Source organism: Micromonospora sp. NPDC050686 (assembly GCF_040654475.1).
Lineage (GTDB): Bacteria > Actinomycetota > Actinomycetes > Mycobacteriales > Micromonosporaceae > Micromonospora.
Genome location: NZ_JBFAID010000008.1, coordinates 52005 through 67066, shown reverse-complemented (window position 1 = coordinate 67066; position 15062 = coordinate 52005). Strand labels below are relative to the sequence as shown.

Annotated in this window: 14 protein-coding genes and 1 tRNA gene; 5 read left to right on the top strand and 10 right to left on the bottom strand. The window is 69.8% G+C overall.

The window, feature by feature from the left end; genetic code table 11:
• Positions 1 to 52 precede the first annotated feature (52 nt).
• Positions 53 to 1555 (bottom strand): sugar ABC transporter ATP-binding protein, encoded by a 1503-nt coding sequence (locus AB0H57_RS09375; protein WP_357504384.1) that lies wholly within the window; start codon positions 1553 to 1555, stop codon positions 53 to 55.
• Positions 1552 to 2679 carry a Gfo/Idh/MocA family oxidoreductase gene (locus AB0H57_RS09370; RefSeq protein WP_357504382.1) on the bottom strand — a complete coding sequence of 376 codons (1128 nt, stop codon included), beginning with the start codon at positions 2677 to 2679 and terminating at the stop codon, positions 1552 to 1554. The genes AB0H57_RS09375 and AB0H57_RS09370 overlap by 4 nt, the downstream gene beginning before the upstream one ends.
• Before the next feature lie 135 nt (positions 2680 to 2814).
• Here AB0H57_RS09370 and AB0H57_RS09365 point away from each other — a divergent pair, with 135 nt between their 5' ends.
• The 4 genes from AB0H57_RS09365 (at position 2815) to AB0H57_RS09350 (ending at position 10286) form a co-directional block, all read left to right on the top strand.
• Positions 2815 to 3987, top strand: a complete 1173-nt coding sequence (locus tag AB0H57_RS09365; RefSeq protein ID WP_357504380.1) for an ROK family transcriptional regulator — start codon at positions 2815 to 2817, stop codon at positions 3985 to 3987.
• Between the two features lie 196 nt (positions 3988 to 4183).
• The gene (locus AB0H57_RS09360) at positions 4184 to 6574 is read left to right on the top strand and encodes an excinuclease ABC subunit UvrA (protein ID WP_357504378.1); all 2391 of its coding nucleotides are present in this window, start codon (positions 4184 to 4186) and stop codon (positions 6572 to 6574) included.
• A gap of 700 nt (positions 6575 to 7274) precedes the next feature.
• Complete coding sequence (locus tag AB0H57_RS09355) at positions 7275 to 8339, top strand: hypothetical protein (RefSeq protein ID WP_357504376.1); 1065 nt, start codon at positions 7275 to 7277, stop codon at positions 8337 to 8339.
• A gap of 483 nt (positions 8340 to 8822) precedes the next feature.
• Positions 8823 to 10286: an endo-1,4-beta-xylanase gene (locus AB0H57_RS09350; protein WP_357504374.1), complete on the top strand. Its 1464-nt coding sequence runs from the start codon at positions 8823 to 8825 to the stop codon at positions 10284 to 10286.
• A gap of 123 nt (positions 10287 to 10409) precedes the next feature.
• Here AB0H57_RS09350 and AB0H57_RS09345 read toward each other — a convergent pair whose 3' ends face one another.
• From AB0H57_RS09345 to AB0H57_RS09315, 7 genes are all read right to left on the bottom strand, one after another.
• Entirely contained in the window at positions 10410 to 11036 is a 627-nt protein-coding gene (locus AB0H57_RS09345) for a dihydrofolate reductase family protein (RefSeq protein ID WP_357504372.1), read from the bottom strand.
• Positions 11033 to 11509: an SRPBCC domain-containing protein gene (locus AB0H57_RS09340; RefSeq protein WP_357504370.1), complete on the bottom strand. Its 477-nt coding sequence runs from the start codon at positions 11507 to 11509 to the stop codon at positions 11033 to 11035. The genes AB0H57_RS09345 and AB0H57_RS09340 overlap by 4 nt, the downstream gene beginning before the upstream one ends.
• The gene (locus AB0H57_RS09335) at positions 11506 to 11844 is read right to left on the bottom strand and encodes a helix-turn-helix transcriptional regulator (protein ID WP_357504368.1); all 339 of its coding nucleotides are present in this window, start codon (positions 11842 to 11844) and stop codon (positions 11506 to 11508) included. The genes AB0H57_RS09340 and AB0H57_RS09335 overlap by 4 nt, the downstream gene beginning before the upstream one ends.
• Positions 11845 to 12321: 477 nt before the next feature.
• Positions 12322 to 13086 carry an ABC transporter permease gene (locus AB0H57_RS09330; RefSeq protein WP_357504366.1) on the bottom strand — a complete coding sequence of 255 codons (765 nt, stop codon included), beginning with the start codon at positions 13084 to 13086 and terminating at the stop codon, positions 12322 to 12324.
• A complete protein-coding gene (locus AB0H57_RS09325) occupies positions 13083 to 13895 on the bottom strand; it encodes an ATP-binding cassette domain-containing protein (RefSeq protein WP_357504364.1) in 813 nt (270 codons plus the stop codon). Before AB0H57_RS09325 ends, AB0H57_RS09330 begins: the two co-directional genes overlap by 4 nt.
• Entirely contained in the window at positions 13892 to 14272 is a 381-nt protein-coding gene (locus AB0H57_RS09320) for a DUF1048 domain-containing protein (protein ID WP_357504362.1), read from the bottom strand. Before AB0H57_RS09320 ends, AB0H57_RS09325 begins: the two co-directional genes overlap by 4 nt.
• Before the next feature lie 2 nt (positions 14273 to 14274).
• Positions 14275 to 14622 carry a PadR family transcriptional regulator gene (locus AB0H57_RS09315; protein ID WP_357504361.1) on the bottom strand — a complete coding sequence of 116 codons (348 nt, stop codon included), beginning with the start codon at positions 14620 to 14622 and terminating at the stop codon, positions 14275 to 14277.
• A gap of 137 nt (positions 14623 to 14759) precedes the next feature.
• Here AB0H57_RS09315 and AB0H57_RS09310 point away from each other — a divergent pair, with 137 nt between their 5' ends.
• On the top strand, positions 14760 to 14906 hold the full coding sequence (locus AB0H57_RS09310) for a hypothetical protein (RefSeq protein ID WP_357504359.1): 147 nt from the start codon (positions 14760 to 14762) through the stop codon (positions 14904 to 14906).
• 81 nt (positions 14907 to 14987) lie between these two features.
• Here the strand turns inward: AB0H57_RS09310 and AB0H57_RS09305 are convergent.
• Positions 14988 to 15061: transfer RNA gene (locus tag AB0H57_RS09305), tRNA-Ile, on the bottom strand.
• Position 15062 lies beyond the last annotated feature (1 nt).

Genomic DNA, 15062 nt, shown 5'->3' with positions numbered 1-15062 from the left:
TCCTCCTCAGTTCGCGACTGCGGGGCTCGCAAACCCGGCTCACTCCTCGCGCTCATGCCGCCTCACCGATCCCGTGTCCGGTGGCCAGCGCCATCACGGTTCCCTCACTCGCGCCGGCCGGCAGCTCGCCGGCCAGCGCGCCGTCGTGCATGACGAGGATCCGGTCGCTCATCCCGATCAGCTCGGGCAGTTCCGAGGAGATCATCAGCACCGCCACCCCGCGTCGCGCGAGATCGCGCAGCAGGTCGTGCACGGCCCGCTTCGCGCCGACGTCGATGCCGCGGGTCGGCTCGTCGACGACCAGCACCTTCGGCTCGACCGCCAGCCACTTGGCGAGGACGACCTTCTGCTGGTTGCCGCCGGACAGGAAGCGCACCTCCTGGTGCTCGCCCCGGGCCACCACGTTCACCAGCTTGAGCAGCGCCGGCAGGTCCGATGTGGCCCGGGCGCGGGCCCCGCGCAACGCGGCGCGGCGCACCAGCAGCGTGTTGTCGCGTACGGACTGACGCAGCACCAGCCCGTCGCCCTTGCGGTCCTCGGTGACCAGCGCGACTCCGAGGCGCACCGCGGTGCGGGGCCGGGTCACCCGTCGGGGCACCCCGTCCAGCTCCAGCGTGCCGCGGGTGAGCGGTTCGACGCCGAACACCGCGCGCGCGACCGCCGAGCGGCCGGAGCCCTGGAGCCCGGCGAGGCCGACGATCTCACCGGCGCGTACCTCGAAGTTCAGGTCGCGGACCCGGCTGTTGCCGGCGCCGCGCAGGGCGAGCCGGACCGGCCCGAGATCCTCGGGCGCGGCCGGTTCCGGGTAGTACTCGCCCAGGTCGCGGCCCACCATGTGGCGGACCAGGTCCTCGGAGGTCAGCTCGCCGGAGGGGGCGCAGGTGACGAACTGGCCGTCCTTGAGCACGGTGATCCGGTCGGAGAGGTCGAACACCTCGCGCATCCGGTGCGAGACGTAGAGGATCGCGATGCCTCGCTCCCGCAGCCGGCGGACGAGGTCGTACAGCAGCTCGACCTCGTGGTCGGCGAGCGCTGCGGTCGGCTCGTCCATGCCCAGCACCCGGGCGTTCGTCGACAGTGCCTTGACGATCTCGACGACCTGCCGTTGGGCCACCGACAGCGCCGACACCGGGTCGGTCGGGTCGATCCCGTCCTCGCCGAGCCAGTCCAGCAGCTCGCGGGTGTCGGCCACCATGCGCCGCCGGTCGACCTGCATTCGGCGCACCGGCTCCCGGCCCAGGTAGACGTTCTCGGCGACGCTGCGGTGCGGCAGCAGGGTGAACTCCTGGTGGATGATCGCGATGCCGGCCCGCTGCGCGTCGGTGGGGCCGGCGAAGGAGACCTCGGCGCCGTCGACCTCGATGGTGCCGCCGTCCGGGCGGTGCACCCCGGCCAGCACCTTGAGCAGTGTGGACTTGCCCGCGCCGTTCTCGCCCATCACCGCGTGCACCTCGCCGCCGCGCACCTCGAGGTCCACCCCGCGCAGCACCGGCACGCCGAGGAAGGACTTGGTGATCCCGGTGAGGCGTACCGTCGTGGTCGCACCGGGCGTCATGCCGGCACCTCTTCCCACGCTCCGTCCGCGGCGGCGGACGCCAGCACCGCGTCGGTGATCCGGACGGCGCGCAGGCCGTCGGCGAAGGTGGGCAGGCCGTCCGGGGTCTCTTCGCCGCGCACCGCGCGGTAGCTGTCGGCGACGAACGCGTCGAAGCAGTCCTGGTAGCCCTGCGCGTGCCCGGCGGGCAGCCGGACGTAGCGCGCGGCGGAGGGATGCAGGGTGCCCGGGTCGCGCAGCAGGGTCTGCCCGCCCTCGCGCCGCCCGACCCACAGCCGCTCCGGGTCTTCCTGGTCGAAGCCGAAGCTCGCCTCGGTGCCGGAGAGTTCCAGGTGCAGCCGGTTCTTGCGGCCCGCCGCGACCTGCGACACCACCAGGGTGCCGACCGTGCCGGTGGCGGTGACGAAGTGCACGCCGGCCAGGTCCTCGGTGGCGGGCCCGCTGCGGCGCGCGCGTTCGTGCACGACCGCGGTGCGCGCGGACAGCCGGACGATCCGGTCGCCGGTGACGAACTCGAACAGATCGCACCAGTGCGAGCCGATGTCCGCGAACGCCCGGGAGGGACCGCCGACCGCCGGGTCGACCCGCCAGTCGTCGTCGGTGGGACGGGACAGCCAGTCCTGGAGGTAGCCGCCGGTGACGCTGGCGACGACGCCGGCCTCGCCGGCCGCGAGCCGGGCCCGCAACTCCCGCACCATGGGGTGGAACCGGTAGACGAACGGCACGGCGGCCAGCCGGTCGCCGGCCGCCGCCACCAGCGCCATGGCCTCCGCGCTCCCGGTGGCGAGCGGCTTCTCACAGATCACCGGTACGCCGGCGGCGAGCGCGGCGGCGGCGACGGGGGCGTGGGACGCGTTGGGAGTGCAGACGTGCAGCACGTCGACCTCGGCGTCGCCGAGCAGGGCCGCCACGTCCGGGTAGCCCTTGTCCGCGCCGACCGCGTGAGCCGCGGCGCCAGCTCCTTCGGGGCGCGAGGACACCGCGGCGACGACGTTCGCCCCGGCGCGCCGGGCCGCCTCCGCGTGCACCTGCCCCATGAACCCCGCACCCACGACCGCGACACGCAGTGTCTGCCGCTCAAACCTGAGTTCGCCAGGCACCTTTGTTAGATCGGTCACAGACATGTGACGAACGTAGCCTCCACTTATGACGGTGGTCAACCAAAAGGTGCCCGAGTTTCCTCCATAGTGGGATGATCAACGTCTCCCTTGGTCATGTCGTCCGGCGGAAGACCCCCGTTCCGCTGCTTTAATGGCGCTATGAACAACGGGCAGAGTGCCGCCCCGACCTCGCCCGGTGAGCTGCTCCGACTGCTGCGCGACGGGCAGGCGCGCACCCGTGCCGAGCTGGCCACCGAGACCGGGCTGGCCCGGTCGACGGTGCGCCTGCGACTCGACGCGCTGATGGACGCCGGGCTGGTGACCGATGGCGGCAGCGACACGGTCACCGGCGGCCGGCCGGCGAGCCGGTTCGTCTTCAACGCCCGCGCCCGGACGGTGCTGACCGCCGATGTCGGGGCCACCCACGCCACCGTCGCCGTCGCCGACCTGACCGGTGAGCCGTTGGCCGTCGAGCGGCTCGCGCTGGACGTCGCCGACGGTCCCGACGCGGTGCTCGGTCTGCTCGCCGAGACCTGGCGCCGGCTGCGTGCCGGCCTCGGCACCGGGGTCCCCATCGCCGGCGTCGGCATCGGGCTGCCCGGACCGGTCGAGCACTCGACCGGCAAGCCGACCCACCCGCCGATCATGCCGGGTTGGAACGGCTACGACGTGCCCGCGCGGATCGCCGCCGACTTCGCCGTGCCGGTCCTGGTGGACAACGAGGTCAACCTGATGGCGCTCGGGGAGCACGTCCGCTGCTTCCCCGCCGAGGCGCACATGATCTTCGTGAAGGTCGCGACCGGCATCGGCTCCGGCCTGATCAGCAACGGCCAACTGCACCGCGGCGACGTCGGCGCGGCCGGCGACCTCGGGCACATCCTCGCCCCGCACGGCGGCGACGTACGCTGCCGCTGCGGCAACAGCGGATGCCTGGAGGCGGTGGCCGGTGGCCCCGCCATCGCCGCCCGGCTCCGCGCCGCCGGTCTCGACGCCACCACCAACGCCGATGTGGTGGCCCTCGTCCAGGCCGGCAGCCCGGTCGCCGGCCAGGCCGTGCGGCAGGCCGGCCGGGACATCGGCGAGGTGCTGGCCGCCGGCGTGAGCCTGTTCAACCCGTCGCTGATCGTGGTCGGCGGGGCGCTCGCCCAGGCCGGCGAGATGCTGCTGGCCGGTGTCCGGGAGTCGATCTACCGTCGCTCCCTGCCGCTGGCCACCGAGCGGCTGCGCATCGTCACCTCACAGGCCGGCCCCAACGCGGGCGTCGTAGGCGCCGCCGCGATGGTCGTCCAGCACGCCCTCTCCCCCACCCTGCTGGACCGCGAGCTGGCCTGAGCCGTACCGGCGGGGACGGCGTCCGTCGGGAAACCGATCAGGAATCGACAAGCACGGACCGCGGACCTTCGCCTAGGTTGCTCACCGGGGGCACCCGACGCGCCGGGCCTTGGGCGGGCGGCTGGAGAGGTAGCGTGGACGCCCCGACGCAACCGACCGGCACCCAGCACCTGCTCGCCGAGGAGATGGAGACACGATGAGCCTGGCGACGAGGACGGACCGGCAGCCGCCCGCGCCGCACGCTGCCGACAGCCACGACCTGATCCGGGTGCACGGCGCCCGGGAGAACAACCTCAAGGACGTCAACGTCGAGATCCCGAAGCGGCGGCTCACCGTGTTCACCGGCGTCTCCGGCTCGGGCAAGAGTTCCCTGGTGTTCGGCACGATCGCCGCGGAGTCGCAGCGGATGATCAACGAGACGTACAGCGCCTTCGTGCAGGGCTTCATGCCCACGCTGGCGCGCCCCGACGTCGACGTACTCGACGGGTTGACCACCGCGATCATCGTCGACCAGGAGCGGATGGGCGGCAACGCCCGGTCCACGGTCGGCACCGCGACCGACGCGAACGCGATGCTGCGGATCCTGTTCAGCCGGCTCGGGCAGCCGCACATCGGCTCGCCCCAGGCGTTCTCCTTCAACGTCGCCTCGATCAGTGGCGCCGGCGCGGTCACGGTCGAGCGCAGCGGAAAGACGACCAAGGAGCGGCGCAGTTTCAGCATCACGGGTGGCATGTGCCCGCGCTGCGAGGGCATGGGCCGGGTGAGCGATTTCGACCTCTCCGCGATGTACGACGACAGCAAGTCGCTCAACGAGGGCGCGCTCACCATCCCCGGCTACAGCACGGACGGCTGGTACGGCCGCATCTTCAGCGGCTGCGGCTTCTTCGACCCGGACAAGCCGATCCGGAAGTTCACCAAGAAGGAACTGAACGACCTGCTCCACAAGGAGCCGACCAAGATCAAGGTCGACGGCATCAACCTGACCTACGAGGGGCTGATCCCGAAGATCCAGAAGTCGATGCTGTCCAAGGACATCGACGCGCTCCAGCCGCACATCCGCGCCTTCGTGGAGCGGGTGGTGACGTTCACCGCCTGCCCCGACTGTGGCGGCACCCGGCTCAGCGAGGCGGCCCGGTCCTCGAAGATCGCGGGCATCAACATCGCCGACGCCTGCGCCATGCAGATCAGCGACCTGGCCGCGTGGGTGCGCGGCCTGGACGAGCCGTCGGTGGCGCCGCTGCTGGCGTCCCTCGGGCACACGCTCGACTCGTTCGTGGAGATCGGGCTCGGCTACCTCTCCCTCGACCGGCCGTCGGGCACGCTCTCGGGTGGCGAGGCGCAGCGCACCAAGATGATCCGCCACCTCGGCTCGTCGCTGACCGACGTCACCTACGTCTTCGACGAGCCCACCATCGGGCTGCACCCGCACGACATCCAGCGGATGAACGACCTGCTGCTCCAGCTCCGCGACAAGGGCAACACGGTGCTCGTGGTGGAGCACAAGCCGGAGGCCATCGCGATCGCCGACCACGTCGTCGACCTCGGCCCCGGCGCCGGCTCCGGGGGTGGTCAGGTGGTCTTCGAGGGCACCGTCGAAGGGTTGCGGGCCAGCGACACCGTCACCGGCCGCCACCTCGACGACCGCGCCACCCTGAAGCCGTCCGTCCGGACCCCGTCGGGGACGCTGCAGGTACGCGGCGCCGACACCCACAACCTGCGGGACGTCGACGTCGACATCCCGCTCGGGGTGCTGGTCGTCGTCACCGGTGTCGCCGGCTCGGGCAAGAGCTCGCTGATCCACGGCTCGGTCTCCGGGCGCGAGGGCGTGGTGTCGATCGACCAGAGCGCGATCCGGGGCTCGCGGCGGAGCAACCCGGCGACGTACACCGGGCTGCTCGACCCGATCCGCAAGGCGTTCGCGAAGGCCAACGGCGTGAAGCCCGCGCTGTTCAGCGCCAACTCCGAGGGCGCCTGCCCCGGCTGCAACGGCGCCGGGGTCATCTACACCGACCTGGCGATGATGGCCGGGGTCGCCACCGTCTGCGAGGAGTGCGAGGGGAAGCGGTTCCAGGCCTCGGTGCTGGAATACCACCTCGGTGGCCGGGACATCAGCGAGGTGCTCGCGATGTCGGTGGCCGAGGCCGAGCGGTTCTTCGCCGAGGGCGAGGCCCGGACGCCGGCGGCGCACCAGATCCTCGACCGGCTCGCCGACGTCGGGCTCGGCTACCTCACCCTCGGCCAGCCGCTCACCACGCTCTCCGGCGGCGAGCGGCAGCGGCTCAAGCTGGCCACCCAGATGCGCGACAAGGGCAGCGTGTACGTGCTCGACGAGCCCACCACCGGCCTGCACCTCGCCGACGTCGAGCAGCTGCTCGGGCTGCTGGACCGGCTCGTCGAGTCCGGCCGGTCGGTGATCGTCATCGAGCACCACCAGGCGGTCATGGCGCACGCGGACTGGATCATCGACCTCGGTCCCGGCGCCGGCCACGACGGCGGGCGGATCGTGTTCGAGGGCACCCCGGCAGACCTGGTCGCCGCCCGCTCCACCCTCACCGGCGAGCACCTCGCCGCGTACGTCGAGGGCTGACCGGGGGGCGGCACCGTCGACGCCGCGACCAGGTCCAGCCCGTCGGGCACGACGGCGTGGTCGGTGGCCGGCACGACGAGCTGCTCGGCGTACGTGCCGAAGTCGCGGTCGAACCCGGCCACCAGTCCGGCGACCCGGGTGCCGACGGCCAGCTCCACGCCGGGGCCGGTGGCCGCGACGATGCCGGCGAACGGACGACTGCGGCGCGGAAGGTACGCGTACTCAAGGTTTCGCTCCTCGTGGCTGTCTCGGCGGCTGTCCCACACCACGATGGGCGGGTAACTCTCCGGCGGGAAGTAGGCACTTGGAGGTGCGTAGGTCACCCCCGGGTAGGAAGGGGGCGGGCCGATGCCGACGCAGACGGCGACCCAGAGGCGGGCACACGCGCGGGCGGAGTACGACGCGTTCCTGGCCGGCTGCCCCAGCCGGCAGCTACTCGACCGGATCTCCGACAAGTGGTCGCGCTGATCCTCGCCGCGCTCGGCCGCGACGGCCCGGAGCGCCCCGGCGAGGAGCACACCGGCGAGCCCCGGGCGATGCGCTACTCCGAGTTGTCCCGCCAGCTCGGTATGACGCCCGGGTCCCCGCGACGCCGGGCGGGTACGTTGCCGCGGAGCGCCTGGCCGGGTGGACGCCACCCCGGCCGCTTCCCGCCTGATGATCCCCGTCCAGTCTCGCTACGAGCCGGTAAGGAAGTCGGATGCCACACCAGAGCGACCGGGCGAGGCTCGCCCGCCACTATCGCCGGCTCCTGCTGACCTATCCCCGGTCCTATCGGCGCCGACATGGGCCCGAAATGGTGACCACCCTGCTGGATGCCGCTCCCGCCGAACGGGTCCGGCCGGCCCGCGCCGAGATCTTCGACCTGCTCCTCGGCGGAGTGCGGTTCCGGTTCCGCGTCTGGGGATGGGCCGGGGTCCTCGCCGCGATCTCGGCTGCCACGTTCACGGCGGTGGCTCTGGGCGCGTTCGGCAGCTACCTGGGCTGGCAGACCGCGCCGCCCTTGCCGAGCAATGCCGAGGCGCTACGGATGGTCGAGCCCGCGGTGCCGCCGGAGGCATCGGCGCAACCGCAGCGCTGGGACTTCCTGTTCGACGACAACCCGCGATTCACCGATCCCCGTTGGCTCTACCTGGTGGGCGGCACGGACGAGTACCGCGCGGGAAGGGTGTTCTTCCAGTTCACCTACGGCCATGACCGTCCGGCCGCACAGTTGGTGCGCGACGCGGACGAGAGGATGCGAGCGGCGGGATGGCGGCCGGCCACCAGCGACACTGCCGGTTGCTGCCCCGCGACCACGCTCTATCGGGACGGCTGGCTGGTGGACGTCCTCTCCGAGGGCTACCTCGACGAATCCCACCACGGACTCCAGATCGCCGTCAGTCGCGCGGCACCCGCCGCCGTCCTACCCCTGACCACGGCCGGACTACTCGCCGGCGGCCTGGCCGGTTGGCTGGTGGCGGCATGGATGTTCCGGCGCGCCCGCGCGTCCACCCCGGCACGACGAATCGTGACCAGCGTCGTTGTCGGTACCGGATTATTCGCCCTCCTGCCCGCTACTGCACTGAGCGCCGTGGCCGTGGTGGTCAGCTATCTCGGCCCGGACCACGCCGCGGCACCCGGCTGGGCCGGTTACACCTTCATCCTCTTCCGCCCGCTGGCCTACCTCGGTGCCGCTGCCGCCGTCGGCGGGCTCCTGATCACCGCGATGCCGCACTCCGCCGGTCGACGCCCAGCCAGGACGGCTCAGCAGGCACCCCGGTGATCCCGGGCCGCTGACCTGCCGCACTTGCCCGACGAGGCCCTGGGCGAGCGCGCGGAGCCACACCTCGCCGACCATCCAGAGCATGTCCGGGTGCGCGGGCGCCCAACCGAGTGCGGCGGCTGCGCCCGTGGTGCGGGCCGGCCGCGCCGGGACAGGCGGCGGAACGACACCAGCCCCGGCAGGGTGGCGGAGAGCAGGCCGAGGCCGGAAGGTTTCGGCGTGGCACCGAACCATCCCTACGGCCGGCAGAACGATCGCGCCGGCCAGCCGTCCGGCGGGCGGCCGACACAAGGGAACGGCCCGGCTTTCCGAGGAGCGGCCACACACCGGAACCATCGACATTGACCGATCGTGGCGTCGGGAGTATCTTCCCGTTGAAGTTACCGGTACATCTCCGAAAAGTTTCAGAGAACAGTGACAGGTACGCGGGCCCGCGTTTCCCCACAACCTTGCGCATCATCGTCCGATATGCAGAGGAGTGTCATGAAACGTCTACTAAGGCATGGTCGCTACCGCGTGGTGGTGGCTGCCGCCGCCAGCTCGTTGGCCCTGGCCGGCGCGGCGCTGGTGGTGCCCAGCCTGGCCCAGGCAGCCAGCACCCTGGGCGCCGCGGCCGCGCAGTCGGGCCGGTATTTCGGTACCGCCATCGCCGCGAACAGGTTGAACGACTCCACGTACAGCACCATCGCGGCGCGCGAGTTCAACATGATCACCGCCGAGAACGAGATGAAGCCGGACGCGACGGAGCCGAACCAGAACCAGTTCAACTTCTCCGCCGGGGACCAGATCTACAACTGGGCCAACAGCCGCGGCCTGAAGGTCCGGGGTCACACCCTGGCATGGCACGCCCAGCAGCCGGGCTGGATGCAGAACATGAGCGGCAGCACGCTGCGCAACGCGATGATCAACCACATCAACGGCGTCATGGCCCACTACAAGGGCAAGCTCGCCGCGTGGGACGTGGTCAACGAGGCGTTCAACGAGAACGGCAGCCGCCGTGACTCCAACCTGCAGCGCACCGGCAACGACTGGATCGAGGTGGCGTTCCGCACCGCCCGGACGGCCGACCCGTCGACCAAGCTCTGCTACAACGACTACAACATCGAGAACTGGAGCTACGCCAAGACACAGGGCGTCTACAACATGATCCGGGACTTCAAGTCCCGCGGCGTACCGATCGACTGCGTCGGTCTGCAGACCCACTTCACCGGCGGCAGCTCGCTGCCCGGCAACTTCCAGACCACGCTCTCCAGCTTCGCCGCCCTCGGGGTCGACGTGGCGCTGACCGAGGTCGACGTCACGAACGCCTCCACCAGCCAGTACGCCGGGCTGACCCAGGCCTGCCTGAACGTACCGCGCTGCATCGGCATCACCGTCTGGGGCGTCCGCGACAGCGACTCCTGGCGCTCCAACGAGAACCCGCTGCTGTTCGACGGCGGGGGCAACAAGAAGGCCGCGTACACCTCGGTCCTCAACGCCCTCAACGCCGCCGGCCCGGGGCCGACCACCTCGCCGACGGCGACGCCGACCAGCTCGCCGACCACGCCGCCGCCGGCCGGCGGCGCCAACCGGATCGTCGGCAGCCAGTCGGGCCGGTGCATCGACGTGCCCAACTCGTCGCAGACCAACGGCACCCGCGTGCAGCTCTACGACTGCCACGGGAACACCAACCAGCAGTGGACGTACACCGGGAGCAGGCAACTGACGGTGTACGGGGGCAGCAGGTGCCTGGACGCCGCCGGCTCCGGCAACAGCGCGGCGATCCAGATCTACAGCTGCAACGGCCAGACCAACCAGCAGTGGAACGTCAACTCCAACGGCACCATCACGGGCGTCCAGTCCGGCCGCTGCCTCGACGTCTGGGGCACCGGCAACGGGCAGCAGGTCCAGCTCTACGACTGCAACGGGCAGGCCAACCAGCAGTTCCGGCTCGTACCCATCTCCTAGTGGCGGGCGGTGGCTCGCCGTCGTGGCTGGTGCCGCGGCGGTGAGCCACCGCGGTCACCAAGCGCTGGCGCCCGCCGTGGCCGGGCCCCACCTGGATGTCCGGCCACGTGTGTGACGCGGCGACTAGCCGACGGCGGTGAGCCCTTCGTATTCCCCCACCGGGGCGGTGCCGACCCGCTCGTACTCGAGCAGCAGCAGGCCGTTCGCCGTCGCGTCGTGGTGAACGAGTCGCAGGCCGACGGGTGCGCTCGGATGGTCCAGTAGCCGCCGTCCGGAACCGGTCACGGTAGGGGCGACGACGAGTCGGAGCGTGTCGACAAGACCGGCCGACAGCAGGGCGTTGCCGAGCCGCGCGCTCCCGTGGATCTGGAGTTCCCGTCCTGGCTGCGCCCTGAGCTCCCCGACGGTCTGAATCGGGTCGCCCTGGAGCAGCGTCAAGGGGTGCCAACTGCCCTCGGTCAGGGGGTTGGTGACGACGTACTTCGGTAGTGAGTTCATCCGTTCGGTGAACGGGTCGTTCGGGTCGGTGATCTGCGGCCAGTCGCGCGCGAACGCCTGGTAGGTCCGCCGCCCAAGGAGCAGACCGTCGGCCAGGTCCAGCCAGTCGGAGGCGCACTGGACGAAGTGTTTGTCCAGGTAGGGCACGAGCCAGCCACCCCGAGTGAAGCCGTCGCTTGAATCCTCGGTCGGCGAACCGGGACCCTGGCTGACTCCGTCGAGGGTTACGAACTCGGTCAGGGCGATCTTCATCGCGATTCCTCGCTTTCGGCGACCACGGCAAGCTGCTTGGTCACCGACCACCAACCGTCCGCGAAGCCGAGTGCCTCGTGCCGGGCACGAGCGGCGGGATCACCGTGGCGAACAACGACCCGATAGTCCGTGCCGTCCGAATGATCGTTCAGGGTGATCTCGGCGGTCATGGCGACCGGGGTCGGGTTCGCGGGCCGCCAGGCGCTGTCGATCGCGTTCGTGAACACGATCCGCTCGAACTCCTCCACGACGAGGAAGGTTGCGTCCATGTGTGGGGCGAACTCCACCCCGTCGTCGCTCAGCCTGGTCACGAAACCACCACCGGGACGGACGTCCAAGCGGTCGACGCGACAGCGGGCAGGGGCGGGGACCCACCACTTCTCGAAGCGGGACGGGTCGGTCCACGCGCTCCAGACGGCGGCGCGCGGCGCGCGGATGACCCGCTCCACGGTCAGGTCCAGGTCGGGATTCACTGTTGGCTCTCCTTGGGGTCGGTGACGAAACGTTCGAGGCGATCGGTGCGCTCTTCCCAGATCCGGCGCTGCTCCGCGAGCCAGTCGTCGATGACAGCGAGGCGCTCGCGGTTGAGCACGCAGGTGCGCACCCGACCAGCCTTGGTCGTGTGGATCAGCCCGCTGGACTCGAGGACCCGGACGTGCTTCATGAAGGACGGGAGGGTCATCGGAAACTCGCTGGCGAGATCGCCGACGCTCGTCGGACCGCGGCCGAGGCGTCGGACGACCCCGCGCCTGGTCGGGTCAGCGAGGGCGACGAACACGCCGTCGAGTTGTGCCGAATACTGTGCCATGCGGCTAAGCATGGTCCGTAGCAATACTTAGCGCAACGGCTAAGTATTTCGTGCGAGCCCTGAAGTGGCCGCCGACGAGCCAACCGAAACGCATTGCCTGGTCGCCCACCGGCGGCAGCCGTCCAGAATGATCGAAACGCGCGCGCTCACGGAGGGCGGATGGAAGGTCTGGCGGCAACTACGGCTCGCTGCGCTGACGGAGACGCCGTATGCCTTCGGTGCACAGCTGGCGGACTGGTAGGGCGACGGCGACCGCTACGTCGTGACGGACTGTTCCGTGCGGCGTTATCGGAGGACGCTTCTCAGACCGCTCGGCCGCAACACTTCTTGCCCTTGGCTGTCGAGCCGCACCAGCATGGGGAGTTGCGCGGTGGCGGCTACGCGAGCGTGTGCTTCTCCCGTCCGGACTCCGGCGGCACACCTGCGCAGGGACAACGCCGCATCCATACGGATACGGCGCTGTCCTCTTGCGATCGGCTAGCTGGTCTTCTTGCGGTAGATCGCTGTCGCGACGGCGTAGGCGGCCACGAGCATGCCGGCGCACCAGGCGAGGGCGATCCAGATGTCGTTGCCGACGTGCTGCTGCGCAAACAGTGCGCGGAGAGTGTTCACGATGGATGTTACCGGCTGGTTATCGGCGAACCACGCGACCGGGCCGGGCATCGAGTCGGTGGGGACGAACGCCGAGCTGATGAAGGGCAGAAAGATCAGCGGGTAGCTGAAGGCGCTCGCGCCGTCGACGGTCTTGACGGACAGGCCCGCTATCACGGCGATCCAGGTGAGGGCGAGGGTGAACAGGATCAGGATGCCGACGACGGCGAGCCAGTCGGCTACGGATGCGCCGGTGCGGAACCCCATGATCAGCGCGACGCCTGTGACGATCACGATCGAGGCCAGGTTGGCGACGAGTGAGGTCAGGACATGCGCCCAGAGCACGGAGGGTCGTGGGATCGGCATCGACTGGAAGCGTTCGAAGACGCCGCCCTGCATGTCGAGGAACAGGCGGTACGCCGTGTAGGCGATGCCGGATGCGATCGTGATGAGCAGGATGCCCGGGAGCATGTAGTTGATGTACGACTCGTCGGATCCGGTGTTGATGGCTCCGCCCAGCACGTACACGAAAAGCAGCATCAGCGCGACCGGAGTGACCGCGGTGGTGATGATGGTGTCCGGGCTGCGGAGGATGTGACGCAGGGAGCGGCCGGTGAGGGTTCCGGTGTCGCTGAGGACGTGGACGGTCATCGGGATTCCCCTCCTGCGGACATGGCGGCCTCGTCGGCGGTGTCACTGGCGTCGCCAACGAGGGCGAGGAAGACGTCCTCGAGGGTCGGCTGCTTCTCGACGTACTCGACCTTGGCGGACGGGAGGAGCTGCTTCAGCTCGGCGAGGGTGCCGTTCTGGATGATCGTGCCTTTGTGCAGGATCGCGATCCGGTCGGCAAGTTGCTCGGCCTCGTCGAGGTACTGGGTGGTCAACAGGATGGTCGTGCCATCCTTGGCGAGCTGCTTGACCGTCTGCCAGACCTCGATGCGGGCCTGCGGGTCGAGGCCGGTGGTCGGCTCGTCGAGGAATACGACCGGCGGGTTGCCGACAAGGCTCATCGCGATGTCCAGCCGCCGGCGCATGCCACCCGAGTACGTCGCCGCTCGGCGGTTCCCGGCATCAGCGAGCGAGAAACGGGCGAGCATGTCGTCGGCGATCGCACCCGGGTTCTTCAGGTGGCGGAGCTTCGCGACCAGGACCAGATTCTCCCGGCCGGTGAGCACCTCGTCGACTGCGGCGAACTGGCCGGTCAGGCTGATCGACTTGCGTACGTCGACCGGAGCCGAGGAGACGTCGAAGCCGTGGACGGTCGCGGTGCCGGTGTTCGCTTTCAGCAACGTCGACAGGATCCGCACCAGCGTGGTCTTTCCGGCGCCGTTCGAGCCGAGCAGAGCGAAGACGCTCCCGGCTGCCACGTCGAAGTCGACGCCCCGTAGCACGTGCAGGTCCTTGTAGGACTTCGTGATGGACTGCACCCTAATCGCGGGTTCGCGCGTCTTGGTGATCATGCGCTCTTTTCCTCGCCGTTGTCGCCGGCGGCGGCGTCGATCGCCGTCCGGAGGCGCTCGCGTTCCTTGTCTATCCACTGCTTGCCGGAGTACGCCTGCAGGAACGTCTCGGCGAACTCGACCGGGTCGTCTCCGACGATTGCGCGGACCGGCGTTCCGTCGGCGACCGCACGATCCCAGAGGTCGACGAAGTCGCCGAGCATCGTGATGAGCGTGTCGCCGTCGAGGATCTCTCCGTGGTACATGAAGTACCGCTGAAGAGCCTTGGCCGCGCTGCGATAGGGCTCCGGCAGGGCCTCGATTCGAGCCATGTGGCGCTTGTACTGCTTCTTCTGCTCGAGCGACCCGACGAGCGTCTCGATCCACTTCGTGGCCATGCTCATGCTCCTTGGTCCTGTTGGTTGTCGTTGTGGTGGAGTTGCTCGATGCGTTCCGCGAGGACGCTCCACGTCCTCCAGAACTCGGCGAGTTGGTCTCGCCCCTTCGCGTTGAGCGAATACACCTTCCGCGGGGGCCCTTTTTCCGAGGGAACCCTCTCCACGTCCACGAACCCGCGCTGCTCGACGCGGACGAGCAGCGCGTAGATGGTGCCTTCCGCGATGTCCGAGAATCCGCGGTCGCGCAGCCACGCGGTGATCTCGTAGCCGTATGCGGATCTGCGGGCCAGGATCGCCAGGACGATGCCTTCGAGAGTGCCCTTCAGCATCTCTGTCATCTGGTTGCCCATGCCATCATCCCCTCGCTACCAAGCGACGCTTACTACCGGTAGACGGTAACACTAGGTACCGGTAGATAGCAACGCTGAATACCGAGGGATTTCAGAACGGACCACTCGGCGCCGAAGTCCACATCATCCTGATCCGGTTGCCCCACGACGGCTGGGTGGACGAGGTGATCAACAGCGCCGGAACGATCGCGGGCGGTCCGGGCGCATGGACCCTCATCGCCAGCCAGGACGGCGGCAAGGGTCGCCCCACCACATACCGGCAGACGCCCGCCCCGCGCCGCTAACACTCCAGCCAGCGACCATTCACGCCATCAGGCCGACCCTGGCGCGCGCGCGACTACACCCGATTCGCACGGTGACATTTGTGGGGCGGACGGGACTCGAACCCGTGACCGATCGATTATGAGTCGACTGCTCTAACCCGCTGAGCTACCGCCCCG

Excerpts from the sequence above, each read along its gene's own strand:
- AB0H57_RS09375 (WP_357504384.1), bottom strand. The coding sequence starts at position 1,555 with ATGACGCCCGGTGCGACCACGACGGTACGCCTCACCGGGATCACCAAG.
- AB0H57_RS09370 (WP_357504382.1), bottom strand. The coding sequence starts at position 2,679 with ATGTCTGTGACCGATCTAACAAAGGTGCCTGGCGAACTCAGGTTTGAG.
- AB0H57_RS09365 (WP_357504380.1), top strand. The coding sequence starts at position 2,815 with ATGAACAACGGGCAGAGTGCCGCCCCGACCTCGCCCGGTGAGCTGCTC.
- AB0H57_RS09360 (WP_357504378.1), top strand. The coding sequence starts at position 4,184 with ATGAGCCTGGCGACGAGGACGGACCGGCAGCCGCCCGCGCCGCACGCT.
- AB0H57_RS09355 (WP_357504376.1), top strand. The coding sequence starts at position 7,275 with ATGCCACACCAGAGCGACCGGGCGAGGCTCGCCCGCCACTATCGCCGG.
- AB0H57_RS09350 (WP_357504374.1), top strand. The coding sequence starts at position 8,823 with ATGAAACGTCTACTAAGGCATGGTCGCTACCGCGTGGTGGTGGCTGCC.
- AB0H57_RS09345 (WP_357504372.1), bottom strand. The coding sequence starts at position 11,036 with ATGAAGATCGCCCTGACCGAGTTCGTAACCCTCGACGGAGTCAGCCAG.
- AB0H57_RS09335 (WP_357504368.1), bottom strand. The coding sequence starts at position 11,844 with ATGGCACAGTATTCGGCACAACTCGACGGCGTGTTCGTCGCCCTCGCT.
- AB0H57_RS09330 (WP_357504366.1), bottom strand. The coding sequence starts at position 13,086 with ATGACCGTCCACGTCCTCAGCGACACCGGAACCCTCACCGGCCGCTCC.
- AB0H57_RS09325 (WP_357504364.1), bottom strand. The coding sequence starts at position 13,895 with ATGATCACCAAGACGCGCGAACCCGCGATTAGGGTGCAGTCCATCACG.
- AB0H57_RS09320 (WP_357504362.1), bottom strand. The coding sequence starts at position 14,272 with ATGGCCACGAAGTGGATCGAGACGCTCGTCGGGTCGCTCGAGCAGAAG.
- AB0H57_RS09315 (WP_357504361.1), bottom strand. The coding sequence starts at position 14,622 with ATGGGCAACCAGATGACAGAGATGCTGAAGGGCACTCTCGAAGGCATC.